We start from the raw sequence: 15,526 nt of genomic DNA on the forward strand, positions 1-15,526 counted from the left end.
GGCGCGACGGATGGAAAAACTTTCCGCGCCGTTCATCTGCCGCTCATATCCGCAGGGCTAATCAAGATTTCACAGCGGAAGGCAAAACCGGGATTTCCCCCCTGTTACCCGGTCCCCATCTTTCGCTGCGAAGCGCTTCAAGGGCGCGATCGAGACCCCCGTTCCACGCCCCCGGAGCGGGGGTCTTACATTGTCCGCCGCCGGTGAACATGCGGGCGGCTTGCGCAACGTCCCGCACGCTTTTAGGGCAAGCCCATGGCCCAAACCCTTTCTGTCTGCTCCTGGAACATCAACAGCGTCCGCGCCCGCATCGACATTGTCGAACACTTGCTGCGGCAGGAATCCCCCGACATCTTGTGCTTGCAGGAAACCAAGGTGGTGAACGAAACCTTCCCCACCGATATGTTCCGGCGCATGGGCTATGTGCATCAGGTGCTGAACGGTCAGCGCATGCATCATGGGGTCGCGATCCTGAGCAAGGTGCCCATCCATGAAGATGATCGGCTGGACTGGCAGGCCAATGGCGAGGCGCGCCATGTCGGCGTGCGGCTGGACAATGGCGTACGGATCGAAAATGTGTATGTGCCTGCTGGCGGCGACGTACCCGATCGCCAGGTAAACCCCAAGTTCGGCCAGAAGCTGGATTTTCTGGAGCGTATGATCGAATGGTCGGCGGCGCTGGAGGACAAGCCCACCATCCTGACCGGTGATTTCAACATCGCGCCGCTGGAATGCGACGTGTGGAGCCATCGCCAGTTGCTTGACGTGGTCAGCCATACCCCGATCGAGTGCGAGATATTGGGCCGGTTGCAGTCATCGAACGACTGGGTCGATATCGGCCGCCATTTCCATCCCGCGCCCGCCCGGCTCTACACTTGGTGGAGCTATCGGGCGAAGGACTGGGCGGCGTCCGATCGCGGGCGACGGCTGGACCATATGTGGATGACCCGCGACGTTGCGGACAAGGCGGTCGGCCACCGCGTGATCGAGCCGGCGCGCAGCTGGATCAAGCCGTCGGACCATATTCCGATCATCACGGACTTCGCCTTCTAATGGTGGGCAGGGCGGGGCGCAACGCTGCGCGGGCGATCGACGCGCTGCGCCGGGGCTGGGCGGTGCGGCTGGTCGCGGACGACGGCGCGATCCGGCTGATGGCGATCGAGGGCGCGGATGCGGTGACGCTGGCGGCCTTTGATCCCGACGGCAAAGCCGACATATTGATTTCCGCTGCGCGCGCCGAAACCTTGAAGCTCGCCAACCAGCTGGCGGCGGCGGACCCTGAACGTCCGGTGCAGATTGAGCGTATGCCCTGGATCGATGCGGATGTTGCAACCAGCATCGCCGATCCGGTCCTCGACCTTTCTTCGCCGCTCAAGGGCCCGTTCCGGGCGCGGCCCCTCGTCAGCCCCCATGCCGCCCAGGCGGCGCTGCGGCTGGCGCGGCTGGCGGGTATCCTGCCGGCCTATTTCGTGAGCGCCCCCGATGGCGACGCAGAGGCGGAGGCAAGCGCCGATGATATCGCCGCCTATGACGACGCTGTCCATCTGGCCATAGCCACCCGTGCGCGCCTGCCGGTGTCGGCCAGCGAAACCGCGGAAATCGTCGCCTTCCGCAGTTCCGATGAGCCACGCGAGCATGTCGCACTGATCGTTGGGAAACGCGATGGGTCCCCGCCGGTGGTCCGGCTGCACAGCGAATGCCTGACCGGCGATGCGCTGGGCAGCCTGAAATGCGACTGCGGCCCGCAATTGCACGAGGCTCTGCACCGGATCGCCGACGCGCCCTGGGGCATATTGCTCTATCTTCGGCAGGAAGGGCGCGGGATCGGTTTGGTCAACAAATTGCGCGCCTATGCGATGCAGGATCAGGGGTTCGACACGGTCGACGCCAATGTCCGGCTGGGCTTTGCGATCGACGCGCGCGACTTTTCGGTCGCAGCGCGGATGCTCGACCTGCTGAACGTGAGCACGGTGCGGCTGCTGACGAACAACCCCAACAAGGTCACAGGGCTGGAGGCAGCCGGGATCAAGGTGGCCGAACGTCTGCCGATCATCCTGCCGACCAATCCGCATAATGAACGCTATCTCGCCACCAAGCGCGACCGGACCGGGCACCAGCTTTGAACGTAATCCGCGTCGATTGCGCTGCCGGGCAGCTGAGCTTTGGCGACCTGATGATGGATTGCACCATTGGAAGGGGCGGCGCCTGCGTGGCTGCCGACAAGCGGGAAGGCGATGGCTGCACGCCGATCGGGCGTTGGCCGTTGCGGGGTGTCCTGCTACGGCTAGGCAGGGTGACGGCGGGCAATATCCACCTGCCATGGCGCTGGGTTCGCGCAGATGATGGCTGGTCCGACGATGGCGCGGACCTCGCCTATAATCGCCCCGTCCGACTGCCGCGCGCCTTTTCGGCCGAAAGCCTGATCCGCAGCGACGACGCCTATGATGTGATCGTGGTGCTGGGCCATAATGACGCGCCGCCCGTCGCAGGGCAGGGGAGCGCCATCTTCTTCCACCTGTCGGAAGGCCGACCGACCGCCGGATGCGTGGCCGTGGAGCGGGCAGACATGCTGCGCCTGCTCCCGCTGCTGCGACCCGGCGATGTCATGGACATTCGTCCCTGATCTTCGCGCGCTCAGGCCCGCTCCAGCGCTTCGCCCACTTCGCCGCCGGCCGCCGCCAGCAGCCGGCGTTCCAGCGTCTGGAGCCGCGCCTTGCTCTCGATCTTTCCGCCGATCAGGTCGGTGATGTAAAAGGTGTCGACCGCGCGCTCGCCATAGGTGGCGACATGGGCGCTGTGGACCGTGACCTTCGACTGGAACAGCGCGTTGGCAAGGCTGAACAGCAATGCAGGCCGATCGCGGGCATTGACTTCAATCACGGTGAAGCGATTTGATGCCTTGTTGTCGATCAGCACATTGGGTTCGATGCGAAACGCTTCGGCGCGGGTGCGGGGCAGGGGCCGGGCGGACAGCTTCGTGATCAGGCGATGGCGGTTCGACAGCGAATCCTCGATCGCGCTGCGAATGCGCTGGAGCTGTTCGGGGCTGTGGAACGCGCCGCCCAGCGGATCCTGCACCAGGAAATTGTCGATGGCGACGCCGTCGCGTGTCGTATGGATGCGCGCGTCGATGATGTTGCCGCCGGCCAGATGAATGGCGCCCGCGATCCGATAGAACAGGCCCGGATGGTCGGCTGCGTAGACGGTGATGAGCGTCGCGCCGCGCTGCGGATAATATTGCGCGGCAATCGACAGCGGCGAATCGCCCGCTTTCAGGATATGCTGAGCGTTGTGGATCAGGATATCTTCAGGCTCCGCGATCCAGTAGGATTCGGGTAGCCGGCTGCTGAGCGCGTCAAACGTTTCCTCGCTCATGCCCAATGTCTGGCGCAGCATATCCTGTTTCGCGGCCACCCGCTCGCTGCGCCCCTTCTGCTTGTGGCCAAGCCGCAGCACCTCCTCCGCCGCTTCGTAGAGATCGCCCAGCAGCTGCCTTTTCCAGCTGTTCCACACGCCCGGTCCCACCGCGCGAATATCAACGACGGTGAGGCACAGCAGCAGGCGCAGTCGCTCGGCACTTTGCACCACTTCCACGAAATCGAGGATGGTCTTGTAATCGGCCAGATCGCGTTTGAAGGCGGTGGCGGACATGAGGAGGTGATAGCGCACCAGCCAGGCGACGGTTTCGGTTTCGGCAGCGGTCAGGCCAAGGCGCGGGCAGAGCGTGTCGGCGATGTCCGCGCCCAACAGGCTGTGATCGCCGCCGCGCCCCTTGGCGATATCATGCAGCAGCACCGCAACATAGAGAACGCGGCGCGACAGCAATTTCCCCATCAGGTCGGTGGCGAGCGGATGGTCGGTGCCAAGCTCTCCCTTTTCGATACGCGCGAGCAGGCCAACCGCGCGGATCGTATGCTCATCGACCGTATAATGATGATACATGTCGAACTGCATCTGCGCGACGACGCGGCGGAAATCGGGAATGAAGCGGCCGAACACAGTCGATTCGTTCATCCAGCGCAGCACCGTTTCGGGATCGCGCGGGGACGTCAGCACATCCATGAAAAAGCCGTTGGCGCGCGCGTCCTTGCGCACCTTGTTGGTGATCAGGCCAGCATCTCGGCTGGCAGCGCGCATCGCGCTGGGGTGAATCTGAAGCCCGTGCTTGTCGGCCAGTGCGAATATCTCGAGGAGGCGCACCGGGTCCGCCTGGAAAAAATCGTCGCTCGGCAGGCTCAATCGCCCGCGATCCAGCACGAACCCTTCCAGCTTCTTGGGCCTGCGGAACAGGCTGGGGATATAGCGGCGCCCCTTGGGACCGAGCTGATCGTCCAAATGCGCCAGGAAGACGGCGGTCAGGTCGCCGACCGTTTTGGCGTTCAGGAAATAATAGCGCATGAAGCGCTCGACGCCCGACCGACCGGCGCGTCCGGTGAAGTGCATCCGGGTCGCGGTTTCCAGTTGCAGGTCGAAGGTTAGCCGATCCTCGGCACGGCCGGTGATGCTGTGCAGGTGGCAGCGCACCGCCCAGAGGAAATCCTCCGCCTTCTGGAATTGGCGCAGCTCCGCCTGGGTGAGCAGGCCCACATCGACCAGCTCCGCGACGGAGCGGACGCGGTTTACATATTTGCCGATCCAGAAGAGGGTGTGGAGGTCGCGCAGGCCGCCCTTGCCTTCCTTCACATTGGGTTCGACGACATAGCGGCTGTCGCCCATGCGCCGGTGCCGCTCGTCGCGCTCCTCCAGCTTTTCCGTGACGAAGGCGCGGGCATTGCCCTGCATCACTTCGGCATCGAACCGGGCCGAACTTTCCTCATAAAGCGAGCGGTCGCCCCAGATATAGCGCGCTTCCAGCAAGGCGGTGCGCACCGTCAGGTCGCTCTTGGCCATGCGGATCGTTTCGTCGATCGAGCGGCTGGAGTGCCCGACCTTGAGCCCCAGGTCCCACAGCGAATAGAGCATGGATTCGATCACCTGCTCGGTCCAGCCGGTCGGCTTCCAGGGGGTGATGAAGCCGATATCGACATCGCTGTGCGGTGCCATTTCGCCCCGGCCATAGCCGCCCACGGCGATCAGCACGATCCTCTCGCCCGTGCTGCGATTGCCGGCGGGGTAGAGGTGATGCGTCGTCGCATCGTACAGCAGCCGCAATATCTGATCGATCAGGAAGGCAAAGGCGCTTACCGCTTCGCGCCCACGGGTCGGTCGTGCCTCCAGCCGGCGTGCGACATCCGCCCGGCCATGGTCGAGCGCAGCTTTTAATTCCTGCACGATCAGACCGCGCAGCCGCATGGGATCGCCGCGGTGCTCCTGCGCCAGGGCGTTGATCCGGTCGGAAATGGCGCGCCGGTCGATGATCGCGCGGCGCGATCCCAAAGCGGGGAATTGCATCACCATGCTGCGCTATCTAGTCGCGCTGCCCCTGCGCGACCAGTTGTTTCAATCGATAGATGTGATCGAGCGCGTCGCGCGGGGACAGGGCGTCGGCATCGATCGCCTCGATCGCCTCGCGCAGCGGGTCAGCCGCTTCATCCTCCTGCGCCGCGGCCGCAGCGAACAGGGGCAGGTCGTCCAGGCCCGCGGCGATGCCGCCAGTCTTGGCCTTGCCTGCTTCCAGCCGGGCCAGGACATCCTTCGCGCGCTTCAGAACCGCAGGCGGCAGGCCCGCGAGCCGCGCGACCGCCAGGCCATAACTGCGATCGGCCGGCCCCTGCGCCAGTTCGTGCAGCAGGATGAGGTCCCCCTTCCATTCGCGCGCGCGAACATGGTGCAGCGAAAGGGCGGGGAGGGTTTCGGCAAGCCGCGTCAGTTCATGATAATGGGTAGCAAAGAGGCAGCGGCACTGGTTGACCTCATGCACCGCCTCCACCACCGCCCAGGCGAGCGCCAAGCCGTCATAGGTGGACGTGCCGCGCCCGACTTCGTCCAGGATCACGAAGCTGCGCGTCGTCGCTTGCGAAAGGATCGCCGCGGTTTCCACCATTTCGACCATGAAGGTCGATCGGCCCTTAGCCAGATTGTCCGATGCACCGACGCGGCTGAACAAACGGTCGACCAGCGTCATCGTCGCTGACTGAGCCGGGACGTAGCTACCCGCCTGCGCCAATATCACGATCAGGGCGTTCTGCCGCAGGAAGGTCGACTTGCCGCCCATATTGGGGCCGGTCACCAGCCAAAGCCGATCGCTTTCGCCAAGCCGGCAGTCATTGGCGACGAAGGGTTGGCCGTCCTTGCGCAGCGCATCCTCCACCACCGGATGCCGGCCGCCGACTATGTCGAGACATTGGGCCCCATGACCAGCAGCGTTGTCTGCCGGCACGAAATGGGGCCGCTGCCATCCCCCCTCCGCCGCGCGTTCGGCCAGTGCGGCAGCGACGTCGAGCCGGGCGAGCGCATCGGCCGCACGGGCAATATCGGCCTTGCGATTCAGGACGGTATTGGTGAGGTCCTCCAGATGCGCGGCTTCCGCGACCAGCGCATGGGCGCCGGCCTGGGCGACGCGCCCGGCTTCCTCATGCAGGTCCACCGAATTGAACCGCACCACGCCGGCCAGCGTCTGCCGGTGGGTAAAGCCGCTGTCGGGCGCCATCAGCGCGTCTGCGGCGCGGGCAGGCACCTCGACATGATAGCCGAGCACGCCATTGTGCCGGATCTTGAGCGCGCCGATGCCGGTCTGCTCGCGATATTTCGTTTCCAGCGCGGCGATGGCGCGCCGGCCATCCCCAGCCATGCGACGCAGCTCGTCCAAGGCCGCGTCATAGCCATCGGCGATATAACCGCCATTGGCAGTCTCGGTCGGCGGCGCAGGGACGAGCGCGCGGGACAGGGCGTCGACCATTTCGCCATGGCCATCAAGGGCCGGCAGCAATTGTTGCAGCAGCGGCGGCAGGTCGGGCAAACGGCCCAGCCGTTCGCGCAGCATCCGGGCTTCGCCAAGGCCATCGCGCAACTGGCCCAGGTCGCGGGGGCTACCCCGGCCAACCGCGACGCGCCCCAGCGCGCGGCCAATGTCGGGCAGGGCGCGCAGGGCGCCGCGCACTTGATCGCGCAGGCCTGCATCATCATGGAACATCTGCACCAGCCCCAGCCGCGCCTCCATGGCGGACAGGTCCATCAGCGGCGCGGAGACATCCTGCGCCAGCAGGCGCGCGCCGGCGCCCGTGACTGTCCGGTCGATCGCGCCGAGCAGGCTGCCCGCGCGCGTGCCGGCGGTTGTGGCGACGATCTCCAGGCTTTCCCGCGTGGCCGCATCGATCGCGACATGCGCGCCGCTCGCCTTGCGCTGGGGTGGCGCAAGAAAGGGCAGCGTGCCCTTCCCCGCATGATCGAGATAGGCGACCAGCCCGCCCATGGCGGCCAGTTCCGCGCGGCTGAACTGACCGAATCCGTCCAGCGTCGCGACCCCGAACAGCTTTTTGAGCGCCCCTTCCGCACGACTGCTGGAGAAGGCGGCGCGGTCAAAGGCTGTGGCGCCCGGAACATCGATCATAGCGCCGTCCGCCAAGACCGTCTCGCTTGGCCGCAGACGGGCGAGTTCTGCGGGCAGGTCGGCGATGGGGCAGGTCAGGGTTTCAAAGCGGCCGGTCGAAATATCAGCTGCAGCGATGCCGACTTCGCCCGATGCCTCGCCCCCCACCTGCGCAAGCGCCACGAGCATATTGTCACGCCGCGCGTCGAGCAGCGTTTCTTCGGTCAGCGTGCCGGCGGTGACGTAGCGAACAATATCGCGGGCGACCAATGCCTTGCTCCCGCGTGCCTTGGCCTGGGCCGGGGTTTCGGTCTGTTCCGCGATGGCGACGCGATGACCGCCCTTTATCAGCCGCGCGAGATAGGATTCGGCGCTGTGCACGGGAACGCCGCACATCGGGATCGGCGCGCCGTCATGATCGCCCCGGCTGGTAAGCGCTATGTCCAGCGTCGCCGCCGCCAGTTTCGCGTCGTCGAAAAAAAGCTCGAAGAAATCGCCCATCCGGTAGAAAAGCAGGCAGTCCTGCGCCTGCGCCTTGAGCGCCAGATATTGCGCCATCATCGGCGTGGGCTGGGCGGTCGTGTCGCTGGATTTCGCCATGGCGCAGCGGATAGCCTGAACATCGGGCCGAAACCAGAGTGTCACGAAATGTGCAGGAAAATTGCGCATCTCGCACTTGCCCACAAGATAGGCGCGCCGCTAGGGCCTGTTCATCTTTCCAGAAGTTCCAATATTTGGGAGCCCGTAATGTCCGACCGATCCAATGTGGAATTTTCCGAGCGCGAGGCGCTGTTCTTCCACGCGACGGGCCGGCCCGGAAAGATAGAGATCATCGCGTCCAAGCCGATGGCGACGCAGCGCGACCTGTCCCTTGCCTATTCGCCGGGCGTTGCGGTTCCGGTGCGGGCGATCGCGGCCGACCCCGCCACCGCTTATGATTACACCGCCAAGGGTAATCTGGTTGCCGTCATTTCCAACGGCACTGCGATTCTTGGCCTCGGCAATCTGGGCGCGCTGGCGTCCAAGCCGGTGATGGAGGGCAAGGCGGTGCTGTTCAAGCGCTTCGCCGATGTCGATTCGATCGACATCGAGTTGAAGACCGAGGATGTCGACCGCTTCATCGACGCGGTCGAACTGATGGAGCCGAGCTTTGGCGGCATCAACCTTGAAGATATCAAGGCGCCCGAATGCTTCATCATCGAACAGACGCTGAAAGAACGGATGAACATTCCGGTCTTTCACGACGACCAGCATGGCACCGCGATCATAGCGGCCGCCGGCGTGCTCAACGCCGCGTTGCTGACCGGTCGCGACATGAAGGACATGAAGGTGGTGGTGAACGGCGCGGGGGCAGCCTCGATCAGCTGCACCGAGCTCATCAAGGCGCTGGGCGTGCCGCACGACAATGTCATCATGTGCGACAGCAAGGGCGTCATCTACCAAGGCCGCACGGAGGGCATGAACCAGTGGAAATCGGCGCACGCCGTCAGGACCGACGCGCGCTCTTTGGCCGAGGCCGTGAAGGGCGCGGACGTCTTTCTGGGATTGTCGGTCGCGGGCGCGATGAGCCCGGACATGGTATCGTCCATGGCGGACAAGCCGATCATCTTTGCCATGGCCAATCCTGACCCCGAAATCCTGCCACCCGACGCCAAGGCGGTGCGGCCCGATGCGATCGTCGCGACCGGGCGATCGGATTTTCCCAACCAGGTCAACAATGTGCTTGGCTTCCCCTTCATCTTTCGTGGCGCGCTGGACGTCAGGGCGACCGGCATCAACGAGGCGATGAAGCTGGCGGCGGCCAAGGCGATCGCAGAACTGGCGCGCGAACGCGTGCCCGAGGAAGTGGCCAAGGCCTATGGCCGGTCGCACAGTTTTGGACCCGATTACATCATTCCCGCGCCCTTCGATCCGCGTCTGATGGAAGTGGTGCCGGCCGCCGTCGCGCAAGCGGCGATGGAAACCGGCATGGCGCAGCGGCCGATCGAGGATCTGGGCGCCTATCGCCAGTCGCTGAAGGCGCGGCTCAACCCCACGACATCGGTGCTGACCAGCGCCTATGAAATCGCCAAGGCCAATCCCAAGCGCGTCGTCTTTGCCGAGGCGGAGGAGGAAGTGGTGCTGCGCGCCGCCATCCAATTCCGCGAACTGGGCTATGGCGTTCCCGTGTTGGTCGGGCGCGGCGACGTGGTGGACAAGCTGCGCGAATTGGGCGTGCGCGATCCTGAGAGCTTTGAACTACACAATAGCGTCAATTCGCCGCTAGTGCCTGATATGGTCGAGATGCTCTATGCCCGGTTGCAGCGGCGCGGCTATCTGCGCCGCGACTGCGAGCGGATGGTGAATCGGGATCGCAACATTTTCGGCACATTGCTGGTGAAGATGGGCGTTGCCGACGCGATGCTGACCGGCATGACACGGCCCTATGCCCAGACGCTGCGCGAGGTAAAGCGGGTCATGGACCCGGCGGCGGGTCGCACGCCCTTTGGCATTCATGTCATGGTGGCAAAGGACAAGACGGTGTTCCTGGCCGATACCACGGTGAATGAGCGGCCGAGCGCGGCGGAGTTGGCCGATATCGCGATCGGCACGGTCGCGGTTGCGCGACGCATGGGCCATGATCCGCGCGTTGCATTCCTGTCCTACGCCAATTTCGGCAACCCGCCGGGCAGCTTCCTCGACAATATCCGCGGCGCCGTGAAACTGCTGGACGAACGGACGGTGGATTTCGAATATGAAGGTGAAATGACGCCCGACGCGGCGCTCAACCCGGCGGTGATGAAAAATTACCCGTTCAGCCGTCTGTCGAGTCCGGCCAACGTCCTGGTCATGCCGGGGCTTCAGTCCGCCAATATTTCGGCCAAGCTGCTGCGCGAACTGGGCGGTACGTCGATGATCGGCCCGCTGCTGGTGGGCATGGAAAAATCGGTCCAGATCGCGACCATGTCCTCCAATGCGTCTGAATTACTGACGCTGGCGGTGCTGGCGGCGGGCGGCGTGGCGCTCTGACCGGTTCCCTGTCGCTTTTCGCTTGCGCCGAGCCATGGTGACGCGACAGGGATGCGCATTAGGAGCATCGGGGAGCGCGAGGCGTTGAACATGACCGGTTTTGACAGCGCGACCTTTCGCCGCGTGCTTGGCCATTATCCGACCGGCGTCTGCGTCGTGACCGCTGTCGAGCCCGATGGCGCGCCGGTGGGCATGGTGGTGGGATCCTTCACATCCGTCTCGCTCGATCCGCCGCTGGTTGCCTTCTTCCCGGCAAAGTCGTCGAGCAGCTGGCCCCGTATCGAAAAGGTCGGCCGATTCTGCGTTAATATCCTCGCCAGCGACCAGTTGGCGCTGTGTCGTCAGATCGCCGCGCCCGGCCCTGACAAATTTGCCGGCATCGCCCATCGCGCGTCAGCCAACGGATCGCCGATCCTGGACGATGTCGTCGCCTGGATCGACTGCACGCTCGATGCGGTGCATGAGGCGGGGGATCATCATATCGTGCTGGGACGCGTCGTCGCGCTGGAAGCGGAGCGCCCTGACCGGCCCTTGCTCTTCTTCCAGGGCAGCTATGGCGAATTTGCCCTGCTCGACTGACGAAACCGGCGATGCATATTGCGCGGCGGTGCGCGCGCAGACATATCCCGGACATAATACCGCTCCTTAACGGATTGGGGCTACAGGGGCGGAACACTTTTGACCGGATCGCCGCATGACCGCGTTGCTCATCACCGTCGACACCGAATTGTCCGCCCTGTGGCAGCAGCGTGGGGCCAGCCTGGACGAGAATGTGCGGCGTTCAATCCATGCCGAGGCGGGCGGGCGTGCATGCGGCATTGGCTGGCAGATGGACGTTCTGGACCGCCACGGACTGAAGGGCGTCTTCTTTATCGATCCGCTCCCGGCGCTGGTCCATGGCGCTGACTTCCTGCGACCCATCGTGGGCGAGGTCGTCGGTCGCGGCCATGAAGTGCAATTGCATATTCACACCGAATGGCTCGCCTGGGCCAAGGCCTCGCCAGTAGAGGGGCGGCAGGGCCGCAATATTGGTGAGTTCTCGCTTGCCGACCAGGTGACGCTGCTGGGCTTGGCGAAAAGCCTCCTGGAGCAAGCCGGCGCGCCGCCGATCACGGCCTTTCGCGCCGGCAATTTCGGGGCCAATGACGACACGCTGCGCGCACTGGCGGCCGTCGGCATCGACTGGGACAGTAGCGTCAATCCAGCCTATCTGGGCAGCGAGTGCCGCATATCGGCCGAGCATGGCCAGATTGGCGCTAAACGCCTTCATGGCGTGGCCGAACTGCCTGTATCGGGCATCGTCGATCGCCCTGGCGGGTTTCGCCCGGCGCAGATTTGCGCCATGTCGGCGGCGGAAATGCGCGCAGGCTTGCGCCACGCCGTCCGCAACGATCATGACGCGTTCGTCGTGGTGACTCATAGTTTCGAGATGCTGTCGCGCGACCGTGCCCGCCCCAACGGGGCGGTGATCCGCCGGTTCGAGCAGCTTTGCCGTGAAGCGGCACGGATGCCGGGGGTGCAGGGCGCGGGATTCCGCGACCTCCCGCCAACGCTCGCCGATGCGCCCGAGCGGCGACTGGATCGCGTCGCACCCAGCCGGCTGCGCACCGGATTGCGCATGGCGGCGCAGGCGGTAGCGACGTGGCGCTACGAGCATCGGCTTATTCCGGCGTGAGCGCGCTGCCGGGCGTTCTCCTGCTTGGCATGGAAAATGCCATCGCCCTCACGATCACGCGAGAGTTGGGGGCGCATGATGTTCCCGTGCATGGCATCGCGCGTGATGCGTCCGCCATCGCTGTCCATTCGCGCTATTGCCGCGGCTGGACGCAGCGCCCGGATGGGGCGATCGCATCCTGGCTGCCCGATGTCATCGCGCGAACCGGCGCGCGCGCCGTGCTGGCGATCGCGGAATCTGACCTGCTGGAGCTGGCGACGTTGCCGCCGGTGATCGGCGATTGCCATATAGTTGCGCCACGACTGGATCGGCTGGCGCGGGTATTGGACAAGCGGCAGACGCTGGAAGTCGCCGCCAAGGCCGGCCTGTTGACGCCGCAGACGTGGCAACCGCTGGCCGGTGAGGATTTTGCCGCGCGCATGGCGGACATGCGTTATCCGCTGGTCGCCAAATGGGCCAATCCGCAAGCCATCCTGCCGGTGCTGGAGGCCGCAGGCCTGGAATGGCGCAAGACGGATTATCTCCATGGTCCCGAAGACCTGCGCGCCTTGCTGGACCGGTTTGCGCCCATCGGCCGCTGGCCGCTGATCCAGCAATATTGTGCCGGTCATGGCTTGGGGCAGATGCTCTACATGCAGGATGGCCGGGCGACCCTGCGCTTTCAGCATCGGCGGCTGCATGAATGGCCGCCCGAAGGCGGAGTGTCGACGCTCTGCCGGGCAGAGCCGATGGATCGCCATGACGCGCAAATGGCGCTGTCGGAAAAATTGCTGCAGGCTCTGGGTTGGGAAGGCCAAGCCATGGTCGAATATCGCCATGATCCTGAAACGGGTCGCTATTGGCTGATGGAGGTCAATGGCCGCTTCTGGGGCAGCCAGCCGCTCGCACGGGCCTGCGGGGCGCATTTCGCGTGGGAGGCCTATCGCCGCACAGTTCTGGGGCAGGACGAAGCCGCGCCTGCGCCGCGCGACGACCTGCGTGCGCGTTACATGGTGCCCGAAACCAAGCGGCTGGCGCGCATCCTGCTGCGCCCGCGCGCGATCGACGATCCCTATTTCGACCGGCGGCCTTTGGCGGAACTGGGCGGCTATCTGATCGGCTTCCTCGACCCGCGATCGCGCTATTATGTCTGGTCCTGGCGCGACATGCGGCCCTGGCTGCGCGACATGGCGCAGATCGTCAGGAAAGCCGTGCGCCGGGAAAGCTGACGGTGAGCCGCATGACCGCGCGCTCGATCCGCGCCAAGCACTGTATCATGTAGCTGTCGTCCAGTCCATAAGGGTCGTGCAGATGCGGCATCATCGGCCGGGTCCAGCGGCCTAGCAGGGTGCGCGGCACATCGCACAGACGCGGGTCAGCGGAAAGCCGGGCCAGTTGCCGCACCTCCATGACCAGCAGCAGATCCCCCGGCTCCGGGTGATAATCCGCCAGATCGGTCGCGCGATGAGCCTGGAGGTCGTGGCCAAGCGATTGCGCGGCGGTGATTGCGGGCGGATGCGCCGGGCGGCCGGGCGTGGTGGAAAGCCCCACGGACGCCGCGCGCAGGCCTGCGCGGCGCGCAACCGCTTCGGCAAAGGCGCTGCGGCAGATATTGCCCTGGCAGACGAAGACCAGTCGACGGATGGTAGCGGGATCGAACGGTTTGCCCGATGAAAGGCCAAGAGCCACCTGCAGGTACGACAGGGCGAGCCGCACCAGACCGCGAAACGTGCCGAATCGCTGGCGGATCATCGGGATGAGCGAAGGCGCAGGACCATCGCGAGGCCCACGGACTGACGATGGCACGACTCAATCATCGCTATTGCCATATTGTAGCCGAAATCCGTGCGAGTTCACGCGGGATTGACCGCTCGCCGAACCACTCGACCGTGGGCAAATCGTCAGAATTTGAAGCTGGTGCCCAGATAGACGGCCTGGCTGTCCTGCCGGTCGTCGGTCATCGGCGTCAGGCGACCCGCGACATTATTGTTGTAGCGCACGCCCGCCGTCACGTTGAGGTTGCGCGTCAACGAATAGGAACTGGCGAGATCCAGCGAATAATCCTTGTCCGCCGACGGGTTGCGCGCGGCGACGCCGGGTTCGCGGCGGCTTTCGATCAGCACCTTGGTGCTGAAGCGATCCTTCTTGCCGTCATCCAGCGAGAAATTCTTGGCGTCGACCATTGTTTCGACCGGCACCGGATCAAGCGATTTGCGGCCGACCGATTCGGGCAGGGCGAACTTGCGCCAGCTGTGCGCACCATTGAGGCTGAACGCCATGGGCTTGATATCGACCGGCGTTGCCGTCTTGTCCGCGCCGCCACGATCGCTTGCGCGGACCATGATGGTGATTTCCCGCTGGCCGCTCAGCGATCCGCTGGTCGGCGTGAATCGGAAACCCTGCCGGCTGGCAGAAGCGGCGATCCTGGCGTAGGCCGCCGCCAGTTGCGGGTCCTTGGTCGTGGGAGTGAAGGACGAAATGCTGCCGAGCGCGCCCAGCGATACCGGTGCATCGGGCCGCAGCCGCGCCAGATCCGTCGCCGCGCCAATGGCGGGAGACAGCAGGAAGCCGGCAACGGCAATCGCCGATCCTGCTACCGCTAAATATCCCCTGTTCATGCGCATGACCCGAATCTCGTCCCCGCCAACTTGTATTTGTTAACGCATTACACCGACAAAGCCGCCACTGGCTAGAGGCGGAACGGCTTTTTCTCCAAGCTGTTGCTCCAAACCCACAGCTTTGGCGAAGGTGCCGAAGGCGCAAGATTTTTCGCCATGACCGCTCGCGCGCCATGGACTGATCCAGCGCCCCTTGCCCATTGCCGCGCGGACACTATAGAAGCGGGCTGATTTTCGTCTTTTCTAGCTAGGACATGCCTGATGGCCCGTCGCCTACCCGCCCCAGTTTCCGCCGGCCTGCTGCTGGCCGCGCTCCTGCCGCTCGCGGCGTGCGGCGGCGGTTCCAAGGACCGGCCCAAGGCGGATCTGGCCGCGTCGCGCGTGACGACGATCGGCGTCAACGCCTATCTGTGGCGCGCGACGCTCGACACCTTGTCCTTCATGCCGCTGGCGCAGACCGATTCGAACGGCGGCGTGGTCGTCACCGACTGGTATATCGATCCCAATACGCCCGACGAGCGGATGAAGCTGACCGTGTCGATCCTGGATCAGGATCTGCGCGCAGATGCGGTGCGCGTCGCCGCCAGCCGCCAGGTAAGCCAGAATGGCGTATGGATCGATGCCCCGGTCAAGGCCGCCACGGTGCAGAAGCTGGAGGAGATCATCCTCACCAAGGCGCGCGACCTGCGCCGCATGGCGATCGGCTGACCCCACCCCATTTTTTAAGGGGTCGCGCGACGCGGCCCGTTTTTCAGCATCCGGGGCTGGGCTTCATCG

Annotated in this window: 12 protein-coding genes; 8 read left to right on the top strand and 4 right to left on the bottom strand. The window is 64.8% G+C overall.

The window, feature by feature from the left end:
- The first annotated feature begins 255 nt into the window (after positions 1 to 255).
- Genes SAB01S_RS07545 through SAB01S_RS07555 form a run of 3 tightly spaced genes read left to right on the top strand, consistent with a single transcriptional unit; the run spans position 256 to position 2,623 of the window.
- A complete protein-coding gene (locus SAB01S_RS07545) occupies positions 256 to 1,053 on the top strand; it encodes an exodeoxyribonuclease III (RefSeq protein ID WP_062732456.1) in 798 nt (265 codons plus the stop codon).
- Complete coding sequence (gene ribA / locus SAB01S_RS07550; protein ID WP_062732457.1) at positions 1,053 to 2,123, top strand: GTP cyclohydrolase II; 1,071 nt, start codon at positions 1,053 to 1,055, stop codon at positions 2,121 to 2,123. The genes SAB01S_RS07545 and ribA overlap by 1 nt, the downstream gene beginning before the upstream one ends.
- Positions 2,120 to 2,623: a L,D-transpeptidase family protein gene (locus SAB01S_RS07555; protein ID WP_062732458.1), complete on the top strand. Its 504-nt coding sequence runs from the start codon at positions 2,120 to 2,122 to the stop codon at positions 2,621 to 2,623. The genes ribA and SAB01S_RS07555 overlap by 4 nt, the downstream gene beginning before the upstream one ends.
- Positions 2,624 to 2,634: 11 nt before the next feature.
- Here SAB01S_RS07555 and SAB01S_RS07560 read toward each other — a convergent pair whose 3' ends face one another.
- Positions 2,635 to 5,397, bottom strand: a complete 2,763-nt coding sequence (locus SAB01S_RS07560; RefSeq protein WP_062732459.1) for a [protein-PII] uridylyltransferase — start codon at positions 5,395 to 5,397, stop codon at positions 2,635 to 2,637.
- A 10-nt stretch (positions 5,398 to 5,407) separates the two neighbouring features.
- The gene (gene mutS, locus SAB01S_RS07565) at positions 5,408 to 8,068 is read right to left on the bottom strand and encodes a DNA mismatch repair protein MutS (protein ID WP_062732642.1); all 2,661 of its coding nucleotides are present in this window, start codon (positions 8,066 to 8,068) and stop codon (positions 5,408 to 5,410) included.
- Between the two features lie 147 nt (positions 8,069 to 8,215).
- Here mutS and SAB01S_RS07570 point away from each other — a divergent pair, with 147 nt between their 5' ends.
- From SAB01S_RS07570 to SAB01S_RS07585, 4 genes are all read left to right on the top strand, one after another.
- A complete protein-coding gene (locus SAB01S_RS07570; protein WP_062732460.1) occupies positions 8,216 to 10,477 on the top strand; it encodes an NADP-dependent malic enzyme in 2,262 nt (753 codons plus the stop codon).
- Between the two features lie 90 nt (positions 10,478 to 10,567).
- On the top strand, positions 10,568 to 11,056 hold the full coding sequence (locus SAB01S_RS07575; RefSeq protein ID WP_157078293.1) for a flavin reductase family protein: 489 nt from the start codon (positions 10,568 to 10,570) through the stop codon (positions 11,054 to 11,056).
- Between the two features lie 115 nt (positions 11,057 to 11,171).
- Positions 11,172 to 12,152: a polysaccharide deacetylase family protein gene (locus SAB01S_RS07580; protein ID WP_062732462.1), complete on the top strand. Its 981-nt coding sequence runs from the start codon at positions 11,172 to 11,174 to the stop codon at positions 12,150 to 12,152.
- Entirely contained in the window at positions 12,149 to 13,360 is a 1,212-nt protein-coding gene (locus tag SAB01S_RS07585) for a carboxylate--amine ligase (protein ID WP_062732463.1), read from the top strand. The genes SAB01S_RS07580 and SAB01S_RS07585 overlap by 4 nt, the downstream gene beginning before the upstream one ends.
- On the opposite strand, the gene SAB01S_RS07590 is transcribed toward SAB01S_RS07585, so the two are convergent.
- Both SAB01S_RS07590 and SAB01S_RS07595 read right to left on the bottom strand, forming a co-directional pair.
- Positions 13,332 to 13,883, bottom strand: a complete 552-nt coding sequence (locus tag SAB01S_RS07590) for an arsenate-mycothiol transferase ArsC (RefSeq protein WP_062732464.1) — start codon at positions 13,881 to 13,883, stop codon at positions 13,332 to 13,334. The genes SAB01S_RS07585 and SAB01S_RS07590 overlap by 29 nt on opposite strands.
- Before the next feature lie 149 nt (positions 13,884 to 14,032).
- Positions 14,033 to 14,755 (bottom strand): hypothetical protein, encoded by a 723-nt coding sequence (locus SAB01S_RS07595; protein WP_062732465.1) that lies wholly within the window; start codon positions 14,753 to 14,755, stop codon positions 14,033 to 14,035.
- Positions 14,756 to 15,010: 255 nt separating this feature from the next.
- Between SAB01S_RS07595 and SAB01S_RS07600 the strand changes: the two genes are divergently transcribed.
- A complete protein-coding gene (locus tag SAB01S_RS07600; RefSeq protein WP_062732466.1) occupies positions 15,011 to 15,457 on the top strand; it encodes a DUF3576 domain-containing protein in 447 nt (148 codons plus the stop codon).
- Positions 15,458 to 15,526 lie beyond the last annotated feature (69 nt).

Origin of the sequence: Sphingobium abikonense NBRC 16140 (assembly GCF_001598335.1) — a bacterium.
In the GTDB taxonomy this organism is placed as follows: domain Bacteria; phylum Pseudomonadota; class Alphaproteobacteria; order Sphingomonadales; family Sphingomonadaceae; genus Sphingobium; species Sphingobium abikonense.

Excerpts from the sequence above, each read along its gene's own strand:
- SAB01S_RS07545 (WP_062732456.1), top strand. The coding sequence starts at position 256 with ATGGCCCAAACCCTTTCTGTCTGCTCCTGGAACATCAACAGCGTCCGC.
- SAB01S_RS07575 (WP_157078293.1), top strand. The coding sequence starts at position 10,568 with ATGACCGGTTTTGACAGCGCGACCTTTCGCCGCGTGCTTGGCCATTAT.
- SAB01S_RS07580 (WP_062732462.1), top strand. The coding sequence starts at position 11,172 with ATGACCGCGTTGCTCATCACCGTCGACACCGAATTGTCCGCCCTGTGG.
- SAB01S_RS07600 (WP_062732466.1), top strand. The coding sequence starts at position 15,011 with ATGGCCCGTCGCCTACCCGCCCCAGTTTCCGCCGGCCTGCTGCTGGCC.
- SAB01S_RS07560 (WP_062732459.1), bottom strand. The coding sequence starts at position 5,397 with ATGGTGATGCAATTCCCCGCTTTGGGATCGCGCCGCGCGATCATCGAC.
- SAB01S_RS07590 (WP_062732464.1), bottom strand. The coding sequence starts at position 13,883 with ATGATCCGCCAGCGATTCGGCACGTTTCGCGGTCTGGTGCGGCTCGCC.
- SAB01S_RS07595 (WP_062732465.1), bottom strand. The coding sequence starts at position 14,755 with ATGCGCATGAACAGGGGATATTTAGCGGTAGCAGGATCGGCGATTGCC.
- mutS (WP_062732642.1), bottom strand. The coding sequence starts at position 8,068 with ATGGCGAAATCCAGCGACACGACCGCCCAGCCCACGCCGATGATGGCG.
- SAB01S_RS07570 (WP_062732460.1), top strand. The coding sequence starts at position 8,216 with ATGTCCGACCGATCCAATGTGGAATTTTCCGAGCGCGAGGCGCTGTTC.
- ribA (WP_062732457.1), top strand. The coding sequence starts at position 1,053 with ATGGTGGGCAGGGCGGGGCGCAACGCTGCGCGGGCGATCGACGCGCTG.